Annotated in this window: 15 protein-coding genes; 1 reads left to right on the plus strand and 14 read right to left on the minus strand. The window is 60.7% G+C overall.

Annotation, left to right across the window (positions count from 1 at the left end):
• Positions 1 to 11 precede the first annotated feature (11 nt).
• From PYK22_RS08840 to pgeF, 4 genes are all read right to left on the minus strand, one after another.
• Positions 12 to 527 (minus strand): gamma carbonic anhydrase family protein, encoded by a 516-nt coding sequence (locus PYK22_RS08840; RefSeq protein WP_041976300.1) that lies wholly within the window; start codon positions 525 to 527, stop codon positions 12 to 14.
• Positions 528 to 561: 34 nt separating this feature from the next.
• The gene (gene dcd / locus PYK22_RS08845) at positions 562 to 1,152 is read right to left on the minus strand and encodes a dCTP deaminase (protein ID WP_041976302.1); all 591 of its coding nucleotides are present in this window, start codon (positions 1,150 to 1,152) and stop codon (positions 562 to 564) included.
• A 178-nt stretch (positions 1,153 to 1,330) separates the two neighbouring features.
• Complete coding sequence (locus PYK22_RS17255) at positions 1,331 to 1,876, minus strand: 3D domain-containing protein (RefSeq protein WP_162199824.1); 546 nt, start codon at positions 1,874 to 1,876, stop codon at positions 1,331 to 1,333.
• Between the two features lie 445 nt (positions 1,877 to 2,321).
• Positions 2,322 to 3,170: a peptidoglycan editing factor PgeF gene (pgeF, locus tag PYK22_RS08855; protein ID WP_060635499.1), complete on the minus strand. Its 849-nt coding sequence runs from the start codon at positions 3,168 to 3,170 to the stop codon at positions 2,322 to 2,324.
• Between pgeF and PYK22_RS08860 the strand changes: the two genes are divergently transcribed.
• Positions 3,151 to 3,531 (plus strand): holo-ACP synthase, encoded by a 381-nt coding sequence (locus PYK22_RS08860; protein WP_041976305.1) that lies wholly within the window; start codon positions 3,151 to 3,153, stop codon positions 3,529 to 3,531. The two genes, pgeF and PYK22_RS08860, sit on opposite strands and share 20 nt — an antisense overlap.
• Before the next feature lie 268 nt (positions 3,532 to 3,799).
• On the opposite strand, the gene PYK22_RS08865 is transcribed toward PYK22_RS08860, so the two are convergent.
• From PYK22_RS08865 to hemW, 10 genes are all read right to left on the minus strand, one after another.
• Entirely contained in the window at positions 3,800 to 4,675 is an 876-nt protein-coding gene (locus tag PYK22_RS08865) for a patatin-like phospholipase family protein (RefSeq protein ID WP_060635500.1), read from the minus strand.
• Between the two features lie 123 nt (positions 4,676 to 4,798).
• Complete coding sequence (locus tag PYK22_RS08870; RefSeq protein WP_157770778.1) at positions 4,799 to 5,599, minus strand: SurA N-terminal domain-containing protein; 801 nt, start codon at positions 5,597 to 5,599, stop codon at positions 4,799 to 4,801.
• Positions 5,600 to 5,621: 22 nt separating this feature from the next.
• Entirely contained in the window at positions 5,622 to 8,918 is a 3,297-nt protein-coding gene (locus PYK22_RS08875; RefSeq protein WP_041976310.1) for an outer membrane protein assembly factor, read from the minus strand.
• A 6-nt stretch (positions 8,919 to 8,924) separates the two neighbouring features.
• The gene (locus PYK22_RS08880) at positions 8,925 to 13,766 is read right to left on the minus strand and encodes a translocation/assembly module TamB domain-containing protein (protein WP_041976313.1); all 4,842 of its coding nucleotides are present in this window, start codon (positions 13,764 to 13,766) and stop codon (positions 8,925 to 8,927) included.
• 108 nt (positions 13,767 to 13,874) lie between these two features.
• Positions 13,875 to 15,041 carry a 3,4-dihydroxy-2-butanone-4-phosphate synthase gene (gene ribB, locus PYK22_RS08885; RefSeq protein WP_041976315.1) on the minus strand — a complete coding sequence of 389 codons (1,167 nt, stop codon included), beginning with the start codon at positions 15,039 to 15,041 and terminating at the stop codon, positions 13,875 to 13,877.
• Between the two features lie 48 nt (positions 15,042 to 15,089).
• Positions 15,090 to 15,710: a riboflavin synthase gene (locus PYK22_RS08890; protein ID WP_041976318.1), complete on the minus strand. Its 621-nt coding sequence runs from the start codon at positions 15,708 to 15,710 to the stop codon at positions 15,090 to 15,092.
• A 22-nt stretch (positions 15,711 to 15,732) separates the two neighbouring features.
• Positions 15,733 to 16,431: a (d)CMP kinase gene (cmk, locus tag PYK22_RS08895; protein WP_041976320.1), complete on the minus strand. Its 699-nt coding sequence runs from the start codon at positions 16,429 to 16,431 to the stop codon at positions 15,733 to 15,735.
• 9 nt (positions 16,432 to 16,440) lie between these two features.
• Entirely contained in the window at positions 16,441 to 17,472 is a 1,032-nt protein-coding gene (locus PYK22_RS08900) for a threonine aldolase family protein (RefSeq protein WP_041976323.1), read from the minus strand.
• Between the two features lie 34 nt (positions 17,473 to 17,506).
• A complete protein-coding gene (locus tag PYK22_RS08905; RefSeq protein ID WP_060635501.1) occupies positions 17,507 to 17,920 on the minus strand; it encodes a gamma-glutamylcyclotransferase family protein in 414 nt (137 codons plus the stop codon).
• A gap of 34 nt (positions 17,921 to 17,954) precedes the next feature.
• Positions 17,955 to 19,088 (minus strand): radical SAM family heme chaperone HemW, encoded by a 1,134-nt coding sequence (gene hemW / locus PYK22_RS08910; protein ID WP_041976325.1) that lies wholly within the window; start codon positions 19,086 to 19,088, stop codon positions 17,955 to 17,957.
• Positions 19,089 to 19,147 lie beyond the last annotated feature (59 nt).

The raw sequence follows: 19,147 nt of genomic DNA on the forward strand, positions 1-19,147 counted from the left end.
ACGGATCTGCGTCACGATCGCTCACCTTTGTACGCCTTTGCGTAATCAATGTAATTTCGCCAAAACCTTTCCAGAGTCGCCAGCTCTTCGTCGTCCAACGCGCGCGCCACTCGCGCCGGCATGCCCATCACGAGCGAGCCCGCAGGGACGATCGTCCCCGGCGTTACAAGCGCGCCCGCGGCGATTAGAGATCGCGCGCCGATCCTCGCTCCATCCAACACGATCGCCCCGATCCCGATCAAACTCCCGCGCTCGATGTGACAACCATGGATCGTCGCCCGATGCCCGATCGTCACTTCATCCTCGATGATCGTCGGATGCTTCTCCCGCGTCACATGCACGATCGCTCCGTCCTGGATGTTGACGCGCGCGCCGATCCGTATGAAGTTGACATCGCCGCGCACAATAGCTCCGAACCAGACGGAAGATTCCTCGCCGATCACGACATCGCCGATGACGCAAGCGTTTTCGGCGATGTATGCCGTCGGATGAATCTGCGGACGTTTGTCGCGAAAATCCCGGATCATCCTCCACCCAAGAGCTGTGCGAAACGCTCCTCCATCAAACTCGCGAATAGGTCAATCCGGTCTGATTCTGATACTTGCCGGCTCGATCTTCGTAAGAGACGTCGCACTCTTCATCTGACTCGAAGAAGATAACCTGCCCGATCCCCTCGCCTATGTACACGCGCAACGGCAAGTCGGCTAAATTCGCCAATTCGATCACCAGCCGCCCACACCAACCGGCTTCAAGCGGAGTGGTGTTGACCAGCAATCCGGCGCGCGCGTATGTGCTTTTGCCCATGCATATGCCAGTCACATTACGCGGCAGGCGAAAGGTTTCAACCGAAACGCCCAAGCCGTAGGAATGCGGCGGCAACAGGTAGTAACGCGATCCATCCTCGGCTTCCCTTACTGGCGGCTCTATCAAAGATCCCTCGTCGAATCTTTTGGGATCGATCTCGCGCCCATGGATAGGCGAAAAGACGCGAAAGCCATCATCGGCTAAACGCATGTCATACCCATAGGACGATGCGCCGCAGGAGATGATGCGCCGCCCATCGACTTCGCGCAGCAATTTCGGGTCGAAAGGCGTGATCAATCCATACTCTTCAGCCATGCGGCGAATCCAACGATCTGATTTGATAGTCATCGCTCGTCCTCGCGCAAAACCTCTCTCGGCAGTTCGGGATCAAACGGACTGTGCAGAATAATGCGAGTTCGCAGGCCTAGTCCAGCGGTGAGACCGCTTTTCACCTTCAGCCAAAGAAAAGAGCCCGCCAGATGAGGCAAGCTCTTCATCGCATTGAAGATAAAGCGTTCGCTTCAGCTCAACGGCTCATCTTCACTCGCGGCGCCCTCTTCGCCGGGCGTTGCAGCACGATCAGTTTCACACGTCGCCGCCCGAATCGCACAGCCTCGCTTTCGCTCGGCACCCAAATGTCAATCTCACGCCCGCGAACTGCGCTGCCCGTATCAGCGACGACATATTCGCCAGTGTACGGCCCAGCTTCGAGCCGCACTCGTGTGCCCAAAGGCAATACGCGATGATCCGCAGCAATCACGCCATGACCCGCACGTCTGCCGCTCGCCGTGCGCCCACGCAGACTGTAAGCTGTCGCCATGAAGTGATGTGCCAGCTCTTCAACGGCTGGAGGCTGACCGAGTTGTTCGAGATTTACGGGGTTGTCTTTCGAACGGTCAATCGAGAGGGAATGGCCAGTTAACGGCGGGACGGCGCTCGGCGGCTGAAGTCCAACTTGATCCGGCTGCGCCGTGGATTGTGTCTGGTAGGATTCAGCCAATGATTGTCTATTGAGAAGCACCCCCAAACATAAGGCGCTCACGAGAATTCCACCAACCAAAGGGTTTTTCATCATCGGGTCTCCTATCCGACTCGTTTTTTGCCCTTCAACGCCGCGCGGACCCTCATAGCAGAGCCCCCTCGACTCAAGGAGATGAACGGTCAGTCGAGGCCAAAGACCTCAGCTTTTGAACGAGACGTTGAAAAAGCGGTAACAAAAAAATCAAGCGGAACTAACCATTCCGCTTGATTCGGGTGAAAAAGCTAACACATTTCGGGTTCTTTGTCCAGCGCTGGGAAAGGAAGCAGTTTCAACCTGAGCGGCGAAGCTCGATGGCCGAGTGCTGTTAGCCGCCGCAACTATTGACCTCCCCTCAGGTAGCTGAGCGGCGAAGCTCAATAGCCGAGTGCTTCCCAGTTTAGCGTACCGTCACTTTCCGCCGTTCAAGTAATTTGGACGATCTCAAAGGTGAAGGGAGCGAAATCCATATCCACCTGGCTAAACTCGAGTGACAATCTTAGCGGTCTTTTCGGCGTCCGATGACCGCCATCGATCTTCCGACGCGACCATGGATCGCCTTTTCACGGCGGTAGGAGAAGAACAGGTCCGTGCGGCACATCGTGCACAGCGGAGCGATATGTATCTTTTCGGGCAAGACGCCCTCTGCCATCAACTGTTCAGCATTTGCGCGTTGAAGATCTATGCGCGCGAAGTCGGGACGGGTCGGAGTCAATAAATGCTCGATTTCACTGAACTCTTGGCGAAAAGCGGCGAGAACATCGGGGCCGACTTCATAGCAGCAGGCGCGGGCAGCGGGGCCGATGCTCACGCGCAGATCTTGCGCCCGCGTCCCATAGGTCTGGCGCAAACTCCAGAAAGCGCGCGCGACGATCCGCTTCAAGGTGCCGCGCCAACCTGCATGTACGGCGGCGACGGCGCCTACTCTCTCATCCGCGAGGAGAACAGGCACGCAATCAGCGGTTTTGACTCCGAGCAGGATCCCGGGCGTGGCGGTCATCAACGCATCGCAGCGGTGGTTCTCCTTAGCGACTTCGAGGGAATCGTCTACGCGGCGCACTTCAATCCCGTGCACTTGCCAGCACGTGGCCAATGTCCATTCCCCGCCGATGACGTGCAAGAAACGGCGCCTATTCTCTAAAATGTTCTCCGCCGCGTCGTCATTGAAACCGGCGAGGTTGAGCGCAGCCTGTGGGAGCGGGCTGACGCCGCCGCTCCGCGTCGAGAAGGCGCTGGCGAATCCGGCGTCCTCCATGGGCGCGCAAAATAGGATTGTGACGCCATCTTGCGTGCGCCACCGGAATCCGGCGGCGCTTAAGATTTCATCCGTGATCGTCTCCGTAGGCATAGACATTATCGAAGTCGAGCGCGTGCGTCGCGCTTTGCAACGCACGCCGCGATTTGCCGCGCGCGTCTTCACCGACCGGGAACGCGCCTATTGCGATGGCCGCGGCAAGGCTTCCGCCCAACATTATGCCGCACGGTTTGCGGCCAAGGAAGCCGCGTTCAAAGCGCTGGGGACCGGTTGGGTGGGATCTTTGAGCTGGCACGATATCGAAGTTACGCGCGATGAAGCCGGCAAGCCGCTTCTGCTCTTTCACGGCCATGCGCGCGCTCTGCTTGAAGCCTCTGGAGCCACTGCCGCACACCTCTCCCTCTCCCATACGGCCGAGCATGCTGTTGCGATCGTAGTTCTGGAGAAGATCTAGTTCGACCGGATCTTGGCTGAGGCTCCCGTCAAGGACCGTCGCAGCGCAAATGTCGGTTAGACTCCGGTTGACGATGATGGCTGTGCGATGCGCATTGATGCACGCAAACGTAGTCGCAGCGCAAATGTCGGTTAGACTCCGGTTGACGATAGCGGCGCTTCTCATCCAAATGAATTTGAGCTCCGAGCGCGCGTGAGACTGAGAACCTCCAATCTAGCTCGTCTCGTGCTTAACATTTGAGCTCCGAGCGCGCGTGAGACGGGATGATTCAACCGCCAACCGCCGCGGCAGCGCGCGCGCGCAACCAACGCAACCAACCGTTCGCGCTGCCGTGCGACTTAGCCGGTTCGACGATCCTCTTGATCTCATCGAGCGCCGCGCGAGCCGCCTCTTCTCCAGCTTGGATCAGCTCATCGGCGCGCCCCATCTCATCCCAACGAATATGGCCGACTGCCGGCTTGATGACCACATCGGCCTGCGCGAGCTGATGAGCGGTGGCGATCCGTTGAACGCAGAAGATGGACTGCACGATCACGCCGATGGCCGATTGCGGTGCGCCCAGGAATTTCGCCCCATCGGCATTGACATCGACGGCGATCACCACCTCTGCGCCCAATTCGCGCACGATCGTCACGGGCACGTTGGCGACGAGCCCGCCATCGACGAGCCTTCGCCCCTTCTCATCCACGACCGGCACATACCATCCCGGCAACGCGCAACTGGCACGAATGGCGAAAGCCATATCGCCTTCGTCCCGCATGACGACGGGGGCGCCCGTCTGCAGATCGGTAGCGACGGCGGCGAAGGGGATACGCAATCGCTCGAATCGCGTCACAGGAAAGCGCGCACGGATCATCTGCTCCAATCTCTCGTTCGATTGGATGCCAAGGCGCGAGAATGCTACACGCCCAATATCGCGCCAACGCAAACGGCGTCCGAGCTCCTCGAGCTCTTCGAGCGACATCCCGGCGGCGAAGGCCCCGGCGACGATCGCTCCGGCTGATGTCCCGGCAAGACAGTCGATCGGCACCTTGTTCTCCACCAACACCTTCAACACGCCGACGTGCGCAATGCCACGCGCCGCTCCCCCCGAAAGCGCCACCCCGACACGCGGCCTCGACCTCTTCTGCGACCCTCGCCACATACTGAACGTCCTCTCGAGAAGGGCTAGGGGGCGAACGGTCCTCCGCTCCCAAACAAAGTTTAACTCAATCGCGCAAGGATTAGCGAGGGCGGCTCGTCAGAAGCGGCTTCGTTGAAGCTCCATCTACTTTCCGCCGACCGGTTCGAATTCCGGGCTCAAGATGATGATATCAGCACGCGCCCGCGCTTGATCTAGAAAGTCGTTCATCTGTGCGGCCACCTTATCTTCGGTCAATTCGCGCTCGATTTCACCGCGCGCTTCGTCCAAAGTCGGGACGACTAACCCGGGATGCAGGCGGCGGAAGCGCGGCGCGTAAACATCGCGATAGTAGCTCGCCACCTCTTCGGGCGTGACGATGGTGAACGAACGGAAGCGGAAATCGAGGTATTTTTCGATCTCCACGCGCTGGCGCATGATTTGGCGCAGACGTTCGGACGTCAAGCCGACCTTCTCGAGCCGTTGACGGAAATCGGCCTCTGATGGGAAACGCTTGATCAGATCGGCGAGCGCGGCGTCGATCTCCGCATCCGTAGGCGTGATCGCTGGCAACTGCTCCGCTTCCTGCGCGATCAAACGCTGATCGATGATGAGGCGCAATGCGCTCTGCAGGTCTTCGATGCTGGGCTTTTCGATCGGCGTGTTAGGCTGCAGGGCGAGCTGCCAGACGAGATCGGAATAGGTGATGAGGTCGCGCCCGTTGATGCTAGCGACCATCCGATCGACGAGCGTCTGCGCGCCCGTCGGCGCCCAGAAGGGACAGAGCAGAGAGAGTAGCAGAACGCCGAGCGCGCGCAGGCTCCAACGCGCGCGCGGCGAAGGGGAAGTTCGCCAACTGCGTTGAATCGTCATCAAACGAAAGAGGTTCATCCCATCAGCGTCTTGGCCGCCTGCCGTTGGCGGACGTTCATCCATTTTGGTGTTCATCTCCTCGAACTCGCGATCCACCTCAGAACGATCTTCCGAAACGGATGTGGAAGCGCGCGTGCGGCAAGCGGATGTTCGCGTTCGGTCCACCGATCTGCGGGATGCTGAAACTCGGCGGATTGAGCAAATAGCCGAAGTCGAGTCCTAGCGGACCGAACGGCGTGTTGAAGCCGAAGCCGATGCCCAACGTATGGGTCCAATCGGCTTGCGCGTTGCGATCCAGTCCCGGCACGCTGCCGAAGATGTCGCGCGCGCGCGCAAACACGTTGCCGCCGTCATAAAAAGGCGTGATCTGAAAGTCGCGCGTTAAGGGGACGCGCGCCTCCAGATTGACGATGGCGAGCGCGTTGCCGCCGATCGGTACGGTGAATGGGCTGAGGGTCACAGGGTTGCCGTTACGATCGCGCAACTGACCGCAGTTTGTCGGGATCGGACTGAGCAAGTAGCAAGATGGGACGACGAGGCGAGGCCCGGCCTCTTCGAAACCGAAGCCGCGCAAGCTCGTCGCGCCTCCGGCGAAGAAACGCTCGCTGATCGGCAGCCTTCGATCGGCCTCGTCGATCACGCCATCGCCATTACGATCGCGCAAGTTGAAGAGATTGGCCGCGCCGAAGGAGAATCCGCCCGCCAACGTGACGCGCCCGACTTTGTGGTAACGTCGATAGGTCGATTCGAAACGATTGAACGAGATGTTGCCGCCCAACTTATCGAGCGCGAGCGAGTAATTAAGCGTCAGATATTCGCCGCTCGTCGCATCCACGCGGCTGTTGCGCGTATCGCGTGCAAAGTCGAAGGCCAAACGTGAGATGCGCACGACGCGGTCGGGCCGCAAAAGGTCGGCGATGAGCAGGCTGCCGATGTTGTACAATCGCACATCCTCATAGCTATAGCGCAAGACGAGCGTATTCTGCCGTGCGACCTCTTCGGGTATTCCGGCGCGCATTCCGCCGAAGTCGCGGCGCGTTTCGATGTTGAAGCTGAAGCGATTGATGCTCGGTTCGCCCGTGCGCTCGGTCGGATTCTCACACAGAACGGGTTGCCCTTTATCATCGAGGCACTGCACGATGCCAAGACTCCCGCGATCGATCGTCGAACGGAAGAAGCGCGTCACGCTCGTGTCGCGCTGATATTGCGCCGAGATCGTCAGCGGCGCAAATAGACGCCCCCCATAACGTTGGAATCTCGGGTTGAAATACTCCAAGCGCAAGAGCTGGCGGCGTTGACTGGCGCGCACGCGCAATGCCCCTTGTTGCAAGCGTCCGAAGAGATTGTTGTGTTGGATTTCGAGAAGGCCGAGCGGCCCGTTGTCGGTCGAATAACCGAAGCCATAGTCGAGCACGCGCGGTTGACGTTCTTCGAGATCGATGATGACATCGCGCTGTCGGAATCCGGCGGCGTTCTCCCCAGCGGGTCTAGTGCGCACGATGACTTGGCGGAAAGCATCCGTCGCGTAAAGCGCACGTTCCGTCGCCGACAGATCATCGGCGCGCAACACAACTCCCTCGCGCAATGGGATGATCTCGAGGATCGCTTCGCGCCGCGTTCGCACGTTGCCGTTGATGTAGATGCGCCCGGTGTAAACCTTGTCGCCCTCCGTCACGGTGTAGATCAAGCGCACCTGCTCATCATCTTGGCGAAGGCGCGGCAGTTCGACGACATCCAACCGGACATCCGCATCCAAGTATCCGTTGCGTCCGTAAAAAGCCCGCAACGCATCGGCGTCGGCGCGCGCTTGCAAGCGCGAATATGGCCCGCCGACGACCGTCTTCATTTCACGAAGCAAACGCTCCGCGGTGAAGACCCTGTTGCCGCGCAACTCGATATCGGCGACGCGCGTCAGCGGGCCTTCGGTGACGACGAAGGTGATGATCAGACTTTCGCCATCGAGCGAGACGCCTTGCCTGACTTCGACGTTCGCCTGCCGATATCCCAGATCATTCAGGCGCGCCCTGATCAGACGCTGATCCTGCTCGAGATCGTCGAGGCTCGTATAACCGCGCCCGTAACCGAGGAAAGGGATGATACCGAGCACGGTCGCCTCTTGTGAGCGCAACTCATCGCGCAGATCCTCGATCTTCAACTTATCCGTCCCTTCGATCCGGATCTCGCTTAGCCGGAAACGACGCCCCGGCACGATCTCATATTTGATGGCGACGGTGCGCCCGCTCAACTCCCCCGGGTCGAGGCTTTGACACGTCTCAGCCTCGCCGTTCGGAAGGCCGGCGAGCGGCGGCGTAACGGTGCAACGCGGTGTCACTTCGGCGAAGAAGTAGCCCTCTTCCTGAAGCCGATTTTCCAAACGACGCTTCCCTTCCTCGATGGCCGAATATTCGATGGTCCCTTCGCGCAAGATGGGCAGCAATTCGCGCTTCTTTCGCTCGCTCAACTGATACCCTTCTAGCTCGACATTGACCCGCGGGCCGACCGATCCCGTCAAGCTGATGATGACCGCATTCTTGGCCGAATCGAGCACGACGCGCGGCTCGTCTAAAGTCGGCGCGAGAAAGCCAGCGGAGATGATCGTCTGACGGATGCGATTGAGATCGCGGGCTAAATCTCGGCGTGTGAACGGTGCCCCGGGTTGCAGTTGGAGCCCGCTTTCTAAGCGCGCTCGATCGAAGCCAGCGATGCTGATGTTGAAGGCCTCGACCGTCGCCTGTTCGCCCGGCGCGACACGGAAGATCACCGTCGCCCGCAAACCGCTCGGATCGAGCTGTTGGACGTATTCGACGTTCGCCCTGAAAAATCCGCGGTCGCGCAGATAGGCTTGAATCAAATCGGCGTTGGCGCGCAACGTCTGTTCCGAAAGGCGCGTCTCCGGCTCGAGCATGTTCAAGCGCGCGCGCAACTCATCTTCCGTGATCCCCGTCCCAGGCGGCGCGTCGAGTTCAATGCGCACTTCGCCGATGCGCGGTTGAGGACGTACGACGAATCGCAAGGCGACTTTCCCCGAAGGCTCTTCCCTCACCTCGACGCGCGCGTTCGCGACGCGCTCGGAATCGAACAACGCCTGCAAGGCGTCGCGCACGCGCACGGCGGAATAGGCCGCGCCCGGCGCGATGTCGATCAGGCCGCGCAACTCGCTCTGCTCCGCCTCGTTAGGCGGCGCGCCTTCGAGCCCGACCTGCACAGAGGAGATCGTCCGCCCTTCGTAACGACCGATCTCCTGCGCATACAGAGGCGCCGGAGTCAAACATGCGAGCAGGCAGAGGATATCGAGACAGAACTTGCCCAACCTTGACTTTTCACTAAACATCAATGTGGTGCCGAGATCGAGCGCATCGCACATATGGCGTCTCGCTCCGCTGACGATGCGCATCCCTCTTCAGAACCTCTTCCGGAATCTTATTTCAAAGCTGAAGTTGTTATTGCGCGATGAAGCGATGTTCGCCTCAGGCCCCTGCGTGTACTGCGCGATGAACGACAACCGATCCGACACGCGATACTCGACGATGACCACTTGATTCTGCTCCGCCGTTAAATTGGTCGAATATGTCACCGACAGATTGCGATTGATTTGGCGACCGACGGTCAAACGAGCCGTCGGAGTAGAACCGCTTCGCCCGGCGATCAGCGGGTTGATCTCGAAACGGTTCAAGCCGAAGAGGCGATCGGTCGCACGTTGCGCACGTACATTGATGAGCGCATCGGTCAAAAGGCTCGCCGCCGTTCCCAGCCCGGTCTGCGAGAGGGTCGAAAGCGTGCGCTCGTCCGAAGCGAGGTTGCCGGTCGTGATCAACGAGACGACGTCCGCTTGCGGCAACGATGGCTCCGATCGAACGTTGGCCTGCAACCCGGAAGAGAGCGGCCCGTTCAGATTGACGATGATGCGATAGCCGCGGATTTCGGTCTCGGCTTGAATGTTCAATAATGGATCGCTCACGCGCGGCAGAAGATCTATATTGGCGCGCACTATGTCGTATCGATCGTTGCGGAAATTGAGCGTCCCGCGCGTCGCCGTGATTCGCCCTGAAATAATCGGATCCTCAAGCGAGCCGCGAATCTGCAGAGCGACCGAGCCGACCGCATCGGCCAGGTTGTTGCGCACGATGAGGGCATCGCGCCCTTCGATGTGAAGATCGAGCTGCGTCGCCGTCCCGAACATGCCGCCGCCTTCCGTAAGGCTCGGTTCTCGTCGCCGGTTAATCAGATCGGCAAGATCTATGTCGCGACGGTATTCAGCGCGACGCAAATTGATCGTCCCAGAGATGATCTGCGCTTCAGTCGAACCCTGCACGATCAATTCGCCGTCAGCCGTCGATCTGAAACCTTCGGGGAAAGGCACCGTGACATCGTCGGCGCGAACGGTGAAGCGAAACTGCGGCGGCACATCGAGCAGGGCGCCGCCAGCGACCGAAACGCGCCCGCCCCCGAGTCGCCCGACGAGCGATTCGATCTGCGCCTGATTCGATGTGAAACGGATCGAGCCGTTGATGCTCGAAACGGTCAAACGCTCGTTGGCGAGCAGCGTCGAGAACGAGGCGCCGCTTACTTGCGCCGTGCCCGTCAAACGCGGGTCCGTGTAAGTGCCGTTGACGCGCAAGCCGATGCGCGCAAGCCCGGCGAGGAAGATGTTCGGCGACAGTCCGTTGAACAGACGCAAATTCAATTCACCGTTAGCGGTGAACTCTTGCTTCCCTTGCGGTCCGAGCGCGAGCGTGCCGCCCATCACGATGTTCGTGCCCGGTCCAGTAAAGCGCGTCTCATTGAGCGTCACCTGTTGCGGCGAGAACTGCACGCTGAGCGGGGCGGTGGCGGCGATCTGCGTATCGCCGATGATGACGACGAGTTGCGACAGCTCCGCCGTGCCGCGCAACGCTTGAAGGCTGAACCCCTCGGCTCCGTAAAGCGGCCCGCTCGCGCGGATCGTCCCGCTCACACGCCCTGCGACGCGCACGCCCGTAGAAGGAAAGAGCGCCGCAAAGAGCGGCCCCAGATCGGCGTTGGTCAAAGTCGTCTCGATCGCCGCCGGCAATTCCTCTTCGCCCAAGTTGATGCGCGCCGTAAGGACATGCGGCTGGCCGAAGAGTCCGGTCGTCAATTGCAGCGTGAGTTGCCCATCCGCGGTGCGCCCGGTAAGCGTTAACTCTCCCGCTGGGCGACCATTGAGCGTCACCTCTTTCCCGTGCCCATCGATCGTGAGTTGATATGTCCGAGGATCGGAGAGTTTTCCGGATGCGGAAGCGGTGAAATCGATCACGCCTTCAATGGGCCACTCCGTTCCCGCTAGCGCTTCAAGCAGACCGAGCCGAACGCCTTCGCCGCGCGCGCGTAGATCGAAACGGGCATCCTGCAGCGCGTTCGCGCCGAGCGCGATGGTTCCGTCAGCGGTCAAACGTCCCGCTTCGAACTGCGCCTCGAGTTGCGCGAGGCGGATCTCGTTCACATCAAACGACAACTTCGCGGTCAATTCGCGTAGCGGCTCATCCTTGACGCGCCCTGGCCCGACATGAAGTTCGGCTTCGCCGCGCATCGCATTGGGGAATCCATCGAGCGTGAGGCGTCCGGAAGCATCGCCTAAAGCAGCTAGCTCCGCACGTTGCGCCTCGCTTACCCCCGGAATGAAGGCTGCGATGTTGCCTGCATTGGCCCGGTCCAGCGTCGCCTGCAGCTGTATGTTGTTTTCGCCCATACGCGGCGCGACGAGCGAGAACGAGATGCCGCCCCCATCCGGCTCGCTCAACCTTCCGTCGAGCAGGCGCAACTCGCCCGCATCGCGCTCGATCGTCGCGCTCAAGGCTCCAAGCTCGCGCCCGTTGACGATGAGCGGATCAAGGCGCGCGCGCCCATCGATCAGCGGATCGGTTAACGCCCCGCGCACCGTACCATCGAAGTTGAACCGGCCAGCCAATTCTATGCCATAGCTCGCCAAACCATCCGCAAGCTGCGGCACAAGACCGCTCGCAGCAATCAGTCTTTCGAATTCGCCAGCATCCGTCGAAGCGATCGAAAGCCGCAGATCGGATTCGCGCTCGATGCCGAAATTTCCAGAAGCGCTCAAACTGGTCGCACCCGCTTGCAACTTGGCGCGTTCGATCGCGAAAAGGCCGCGCTCAGCCCGCAAAGCGAGTTCGCCTTCGACCGGCGTGCGCCCCTCAGCGCTCTCAGCCGCAAGTTGCGCGCGCAGCGTGCCTGTGGCAGAGCCGAACTCCAGGCCCGGAAACGTGAGATCGACCTCCCCGCTCGCCTGGCTTGCGACGGGCATGGCGCGCCCTGAGAGAAGAGCTAAAAGCCCGCCGATGTCCACATCGTTGAACTTAGCTTGCACGCGCGAGGCGACGCCGCGCGTCGTGCCGATGGTCATCTCGCCGCTGGCACGGCCATTGAATAACTCCGCGTCGAAATCTTGAAACTGGACCCGACCGTTAGAGGCGATGACCCGACTCGAAGCGCGACCGAGTCTCATCTCGCCAAGCACACCGCCGCCTAAGCTCAGATCGGCGCTCGCGCGATAATTCCCCCGCGTATCAATAACGAAGATCGGACGCGCCAGTTTGACATCCTCGATTCGCCCGTTATCCAAGCTGACTGGGCCAACTTTTATGTCATCGGTTGCGCCTTCGATTCGCCCGCCGATGATCCTCAGTCGCACTCCGGCGATGTTCAAACTTCCGGTATGCGCTCCCGCCGCAGCTAAAGAATCGAGGCGCAAGTTTTCCGCAGTGACGCGCGATGCTCCGCCTTCTTGCTTGAGAGAGACGCCGTTCACCGCGACGCCCTCGGCCCGAAGATTCGGCGCGACGACGGCCTTCGCGCCCAGGTTCTTTACCGAAGCGCTCGCTTGCCCGCGCTCGACGCGCAATCGGAGACCGGAAACGCGCGCCCCTTGAATCTTGGCGGAAGAGATGGCCATGGAAGAAGCCGATCCGTTCGAAGAAAAGGCGCTGAGCGTTTGGTCACGAAGCTCAGCGCGTACGTCCTTGAAGATCAGATCGGCGAGCGAAAGATTGCCGCTTCGCATGGCGGCAGCGCGCAATTCGCCGAGCCAGCGAAAATCGGTCCCCGTCCCCATTACGCCACCCGCAAGCTGGACCATGTTCAAGCGGATGGCTCCGACGTTGAGCAGCTCGGCAATGGCGCGCCCCTGAGCTTCATAGCTCGCCCTCTGTCCGGAAGCCCGCGCCGTCACGTTCAACCCTTGTAAACGAACGCCATCTATGGCAGCACCATCGACGACGATCCGTCCATCGACACGATAGCTCGATCCTTCGCCTTCGATATGCCCGGCAAACGTACCGGCGCCGCGCAAGGCGACCTCTGGGCCGAGGACTTCGGAGAGGCGCGTCAGATCAACGTTTGAATTGACTTCGAAGCGGTAGCGCAAGCGGCGCCAATCATCGAACGTGCCCGTAAGCTGCGCCTCCATTACGGGCGAACGCAAGATCAGATCGTCAACGCGCGCGCTCGTTTGGTTGATCAGGCCGCGTGCCGCGATGCTCAGATCGGCGATCCGTCTATCGTCGAAGGCGAAGTTGGAATTAGAGAGAGCGAGCGTGAAGCGATTGGCCCAACCAACGGTCGGCACCTGCGGATTCTCCGGCTCGAGCGTCAGTCTAACGTCGCGCGCTTCGCCCGCCAAGCTGTGTTGCGCGTCATCGTAATGAATGATCGAATCTTTCAAACGGATCTGCGCCGTCGAATACGAGAAGAGGATGCGGCGGTTCGGCTCCGGCGGCGGCAATCGCAATCCATCGAAATTCGACCGACCGTGTTCGTCAAACGTCACCCATAGCTCCAGCCCTTCGACGTCGAGCGACTCGAGATCGATGTTACGTTCGAGCTTGAGCGCAAACAGATCCCTGATCGCCACGCGCGCAATCAGGCGACGGACGCGCCCGATCAATTGACCGGTCGCGGCGTTGTAAAGGACGAGTCCGCGAATTTCCGCCGTCCGCAGACCGATCTGAAAATGGAAACCCTCGATCTCCGCGCGAATGTTGTAATTGCTCAATGTGTTGATGATCTGTCTGGCGATGAGCGCATCCAACTGCCCGCTGCGATAGAAGATGACGCCCGCAAGCAGGACAGCCATGACGAGAGATGTCAGAACGATGAACGTCCACCACGCGCGGCGGCGCGTCATCAAAGGCCAGCGCGTTTTCCGAGCGCGCCCATCCTGTTCTGCCTTCAACGCCTCTTGCTGTCCGTCATGCTCATCCGTCGGCATAGAGAGCCATCCACCATCCGAGGATCTTTGATAAACTACTGTCCGCGCGCACAAAGCGCAAGGCGGAAACCGTTTCGGATGCTTAGCGGTGGGGGAGAGCCTGAACGCTCAATCGTCGGGGGTGCGCGATGCCGCCAACTCCTCTTCCGCGCCGAGCGGCAGATGGCCCACTATCTCGAGTTCAAAACCTTCGAGGGCCGAAAGCTGTGGCGGATGATTCGTCAACAGTAGGATGCGCCGTAATCCCAATTCATGCAGTATCTGGGCGCCGACGCCATAGTTGCGATCCAACCCGTATCCGGTCTCGGCGCTCGCCTCTTCGAACGATACGCCGCGTTCCTGCATCACGGCGTAAGTGCGCAATTGATGGATGAGATCGAGACCGTGCTCGCGCTGCTTCAAGTAGAGCACGACGCCACGCCCAGCTTCCGCGATCTTCCTTAACGCCACTTGCAATTGGCGTCCCGTGTCGTTCAAGAGCGAACCGAACACGTCGCCCGCGACGTTCTCCGTATGGACGCGCACGAGTACGGGTTCGGGCGTCCGCACGTCGCCCATCACCATCGCCAAGTGCACATCGCCGTTGATGACGTTCTCAAACGCGATGGCGCGGAAGGTCCCATGCACGGTCGGCAGATCCGTTTCGACGACGCGCCGCACGAGCACCTCCTTGCTCATACGATAACGGATCAGATCGGCGACCGAGACTATCTTCAAATCGTGTCGTCGCGCAAACTCTTCGAGCTGCGGCAGCCGCGCCATCGTCCCATCCGGGTTCATGATCTCACAGATGACGCCCGCCGGATAAAGACCGGCGATGCGCGCCAGATCGACGATCGCCTCCGTTTGCCCTGGGCGGACGAGCACTCCGCCACGCCGCGCGCGCAGCGGGAAGACGTGTCCAGGGCGCGCCAGATCCGATGGCTTCGTTTTCGGATCGACCGCCGTTAGGATCGTCGTCGCGCGATCCGCCGCCGAGATGCCGGTCGTCACGCCTCGCCGCGCATCGATCGACACGGTGAAAGCCGTGCCGAAATTCGAGGTGTTGTCCTCGGTCTGCATCGTCAGATTGAGCTCACGACACCGCTCCTCCGTAAGAGCGAGGCAAATGAGGCCGCGCGCGTGCGTCGCCATGAAATTGACGATTTCCGGCGTCACCTTCTCCGCCGCGCACGCGAGATCGCCTTCGTTCTCGCGGTTCTCGTCATCGACGATGATGATCATGCGGCCCTCGCGTAAATCCGCCGCCGCATCTTCAATCGAAGCGAAAGGCATAAGCGCATCCGGTATCCGACAGGAAGACTTCACTGCGATGATCTTAACTTAACCCGAGGCGTTACGGGAAAGCTCTCCGCGGCCAACCGTCAGGAGCCGCTCGACGTACTTGGCGATTATATCGACCTCGAGGTTCACCTCATCGCCCGGCTGTAGGTGCCGCAAATTGGTCAACTCCCACGTCTTCGGGATGACGGCGACCTCGAAGTGATCATCGGCCAATGCGGCGATCGTCAAACTGATCCCCTCGACCGCAATTGAACCTTTAAAGACAAGATACCGCCCCAGTTCCGGCGGATAACCGATGCGCACGGTCCACGATTCGCCGTGGCTTTCGACTCGGAGCAACCGCCCGCGACCATCGACATGTCCCTGCACGAGGTGCCCGCCCAGCCTGGTCGCAAGCGTCACCGCACGCTCCAGATTGACGAACGAACCGCGGCGCAATCCGCCTAAGGTCGTGCGTTGCAAAGTCTCGCGCGAACAATCGGCGGCGAAGGAATCGGCTCGCACGTCGAAGGCCGTCAAACAGACGCCGCTCACGCAAACCGATTCCCCTTCGCGCAGATCTTCGGTCACCGTCCGCGCCTCGATGACGAGGCGGCCGTTCTCACCGCATCGGGTGAACTCGCGCACGCGACCGAGTTCTTCGACGATCCCGGTAAACATACTCTCAAACGCTCACGTGATTTTATGGGGCCGATTGACTCTCCCCCGCCGCCCGCTTCTCACGGATCACCTTCATCATGCGCTCGAAGACCTCATCGATCGACAGCTCCGTGGTATCGATGACGACGGCATCATCGGCGATGCGCAACGGGGAGTCGGCGCGCGTCGAGTCGCGCTCATCGCGGATGTTGATCTCGCGCAGGACATCATCAAAAGTCAAATCCTGTGCGCGCGCGCGGTCCTCTTCATAGCGTCGCTGCGCCCGTTCCTCAGGGGTCGCCGTCAGGAAGAACTTCACATCGGCGTCCGGGAAGACGACCGTTCCGATGTCGCGCCCAACGAGGACGCCGCCGCGCGCCCCCAATTCGCGCTGCTGCTTGACCATCTCGCGCCGCACTTCGGGGATCGCCGAGATCAACGATGCCACATGACTCACCTGTTCGGAATGGATCTCATCCGACACATCTTCGCCGTCGAGCATGACGCGCAGACTGCTCGGATCGCCGGAAAGTTCGATGCGCGCGCGGCGGGCCAGCTCAGCGATAGCCGCAGTGTCCGTAAACTTCGCCCGCGAACGCAAAACGGCCAAGGCGATGGCGCGATACATCGCTCCGGTGTCGATGTAAAGGAGACCGAGGGCGCGCGCGATCATGCGCCCTAAAGTCGATTTGCCCGCCCCGGAAGGGCCATCGATCGCGATGATCGGGAGATTTCTACGCATCGTTCGACCTCAATGGAGCGCTTCGCGAAAAGCCCGAAGCGCTTTTTCGATATCTTCGCGCGAGATGTCATAGTGTGTCACGAAGCGTATCCGATCGCCAAAGCTTGAGGCGAGGACGCCGCGTTCGCGCAGCCGCGCGCAAACCGTCGCGGCATCCTTTCTCGCACCCGATAAGTCGCAGATGACGATGTTCGTCACGACGCGCTCCAAATCGACGGAGACGCCCGGCAACTCCGCCAGCCCTTCGGCCAATCGGCGCGCTTTCAGATGGTCTTCGAACAGGCGCGGCGGCGTCTCCTCCAGCGCGACGAGCGCGGCGGCGGCGAGCACGCCAGCTTGACGCATCCCCCCGCCTAGAAGTTTACGCCATCGTCGCGCCTCTTCGATGAACTCCCTCGAACCAAGCAGCATCGAACCGACGGGAGCCCCCAATCCCTTCGACAAACAGAACATCACCGAATCGGCTGGACCAGCGAGCGCGGCTACCGTCTCGCCCAGCGCGACCGCAGCATTGAAGATGCGTGCCCCGTCGAGATGAACCGGGATACCGAGCGCGTGTGCGCGACGACAGATCTCCTCCATCTGGGCGCGCGGCATCACCGTCCCGCCCGCCAGATTGTGCGTGTTTTCGAGCGCAATCAAACGCGTCGGAGCGATGTAATATGGCCCACCCGCATGAAGCGCCGCTTCGATCTCATCCCACGTGAGATGACCGCTCCCATCTCGACTTCTGACGGGGCGCGCGAGCGCGCCCGAGATGACCGCCATCGCCGCCATCTCGAAATTGAAGATGTGGCCGCGCTCTTCGATGATGACTTCCGAACCGGGGCTTGTGTGGAGCTTGACGGCGATCTGATTTCCCATCGAACCGGTCGGCACGAAAAGCGCGGCCTCCTTATCGAAAATCTCCGCCGCCCGTTCCTGCAAGCGATTGACGGTCGGGTCCTCCCCGTACACGTCATCGCCCACCTCGGCTTCAGCCATCGCGCGCCGCATCGCCGGTGTCGGTCGCGTGACCGTGTCGCTGCGTAGATCAATCATCGCCTCTTCCTTCGGAACGCGCTCGGGCGCGCACCTACCGCCGCCCCGCTTTCTCGCGCAAATAATCGAGGTAATCGCCGCCCGGGATCAAACGGGCGGCGTCAACTCGTCCGTTGTAGAAGTAGATCCAACATTCGATCCGCTGCCCATCATCGAGCGTGGCGATCGTTCGCCGTCGCACAAAGAGACTGCCACGTTCGTCTCGCGGATCATACCCTTCATACTCGTCCAAAGCGCGCAACCTGTCTGCGGGCAAAGCGAAAAGATCGCCCCTGATCTCCGCCGATTCGTCATCACAAGCGACCGCGCCCGGATACGGGCCGAGATCGTAAAGCTTCCCACGCACGCGCGCTTGCCCCACGAAGCTCAAACCGCGTATCAGGGCCTTCACCTCTTCAGGCGCACATTCCGGACGCAGCGTCCCGTAGACGAAGATGTGTTCTTTCATGATCGTCGGCGCGAGCCATCTATCGCGTTATCGTTCAAATGAGCGCGACGAAGACCTCGTTCGACAACAACGCCCCCCTGTTCGTCAAGCGCAACCGATCGCCTCGAATCTCGATCAAGCCGGCTTCGTTCAGCCGCGCCAGTTCGTTTCCGCGCTCGCGCCGCACATCATAACCGAACCGCGCGGCGTAAGCTCGCAGATCGATCCCACGCATCAGGCGTAGACCGAGGAACAGCGCTTCGGCGCGCGCCGCATCATCATCCAACTCGACCTCCTCGACGATCGCGCGCCCTCGCTCTTCGATCGAGCGGATGTATCGCGCGGTCGAACGTTCATTGGCCCAACGCCTGCGCCTCCCATCGAACGAATGAGCGGAGCAGCCGAAACCGTAGACGGGCGCGCCGGTCCAGTACTTCATGTTGTGACGCGCAACCCGCCCGGGCAGACAGAAGTTCGAGATCTCGTAATGTTCGTAACCGGCCTCCTCCAACCGCTCGATCATCGCTTCATACATTCGCGCCGCAAGATCCTCATCGGGCGGCGGAGAGATGCCACGCTCGATTTCACGAGCGAGCGGCGTCCCCGGGTGCACCTCGAGCAGGTAAAGCGACATATGCTCCGGACGAAGACTGAGCGCAAGCTCCAGATTGCGCCGCCAACCGGCGAGCGTTTGGCGCGGCAATCCGGCGATCAGATCGAGGTTGAGGTTGCGGAAACCGACGGCCCGCAACTGCGCGACGGTTCGAACGGTGTCCGCCGCCGTATGAGCGCGGCGCAAACGGCGCAACTCCTCATCGTCGAAGGATTGCGCTCCGACGCTTATGCGATTGACGCCGAGCTGACGGAACTCATCGAGCGATGGCCGATCCGCCGTCGCCGGATCAACCTCCATCGTCACCTCTGCCTCGTTCGACACGCGGAAGCGCGCCCGAACGGCTTCAAGCAGAAGGGCCACGTGCGAGGGCGCGAGCGTGCTCGGCGTCCCGCCGCCCAAGTAGATGCTATCGCACTCCGGCCTTTCATCCTGCGCCGCGAAGTTTTCGATCTCGCGAACGACGGCGCGGACATAGCGTTCGACCAGTTCGCGGTGGTAGCGCGTCGTCGCGAAATCGCAGTACGAGCAACGCGCCACGCAGAACGGGATATGGATGTAGACTCCGACCCGCATCCGGCTGAACGATTGTAAGATTGTAACACGTGCAGGATGGCAGCGGCGCGCTCAAAACC

The sequence above is a fragment of the Pyrinomonas methylaliphatogenes genome, assembly GCF_000820845.2.
GTDB classification, from domain to species: Bacteria; Acidobacteriota; Blastocatellia; order Pyrinomonadales; family Pyrinomonadaceae; genus Pyrinomonas; species Pyrinomonas methylaliphatogenes.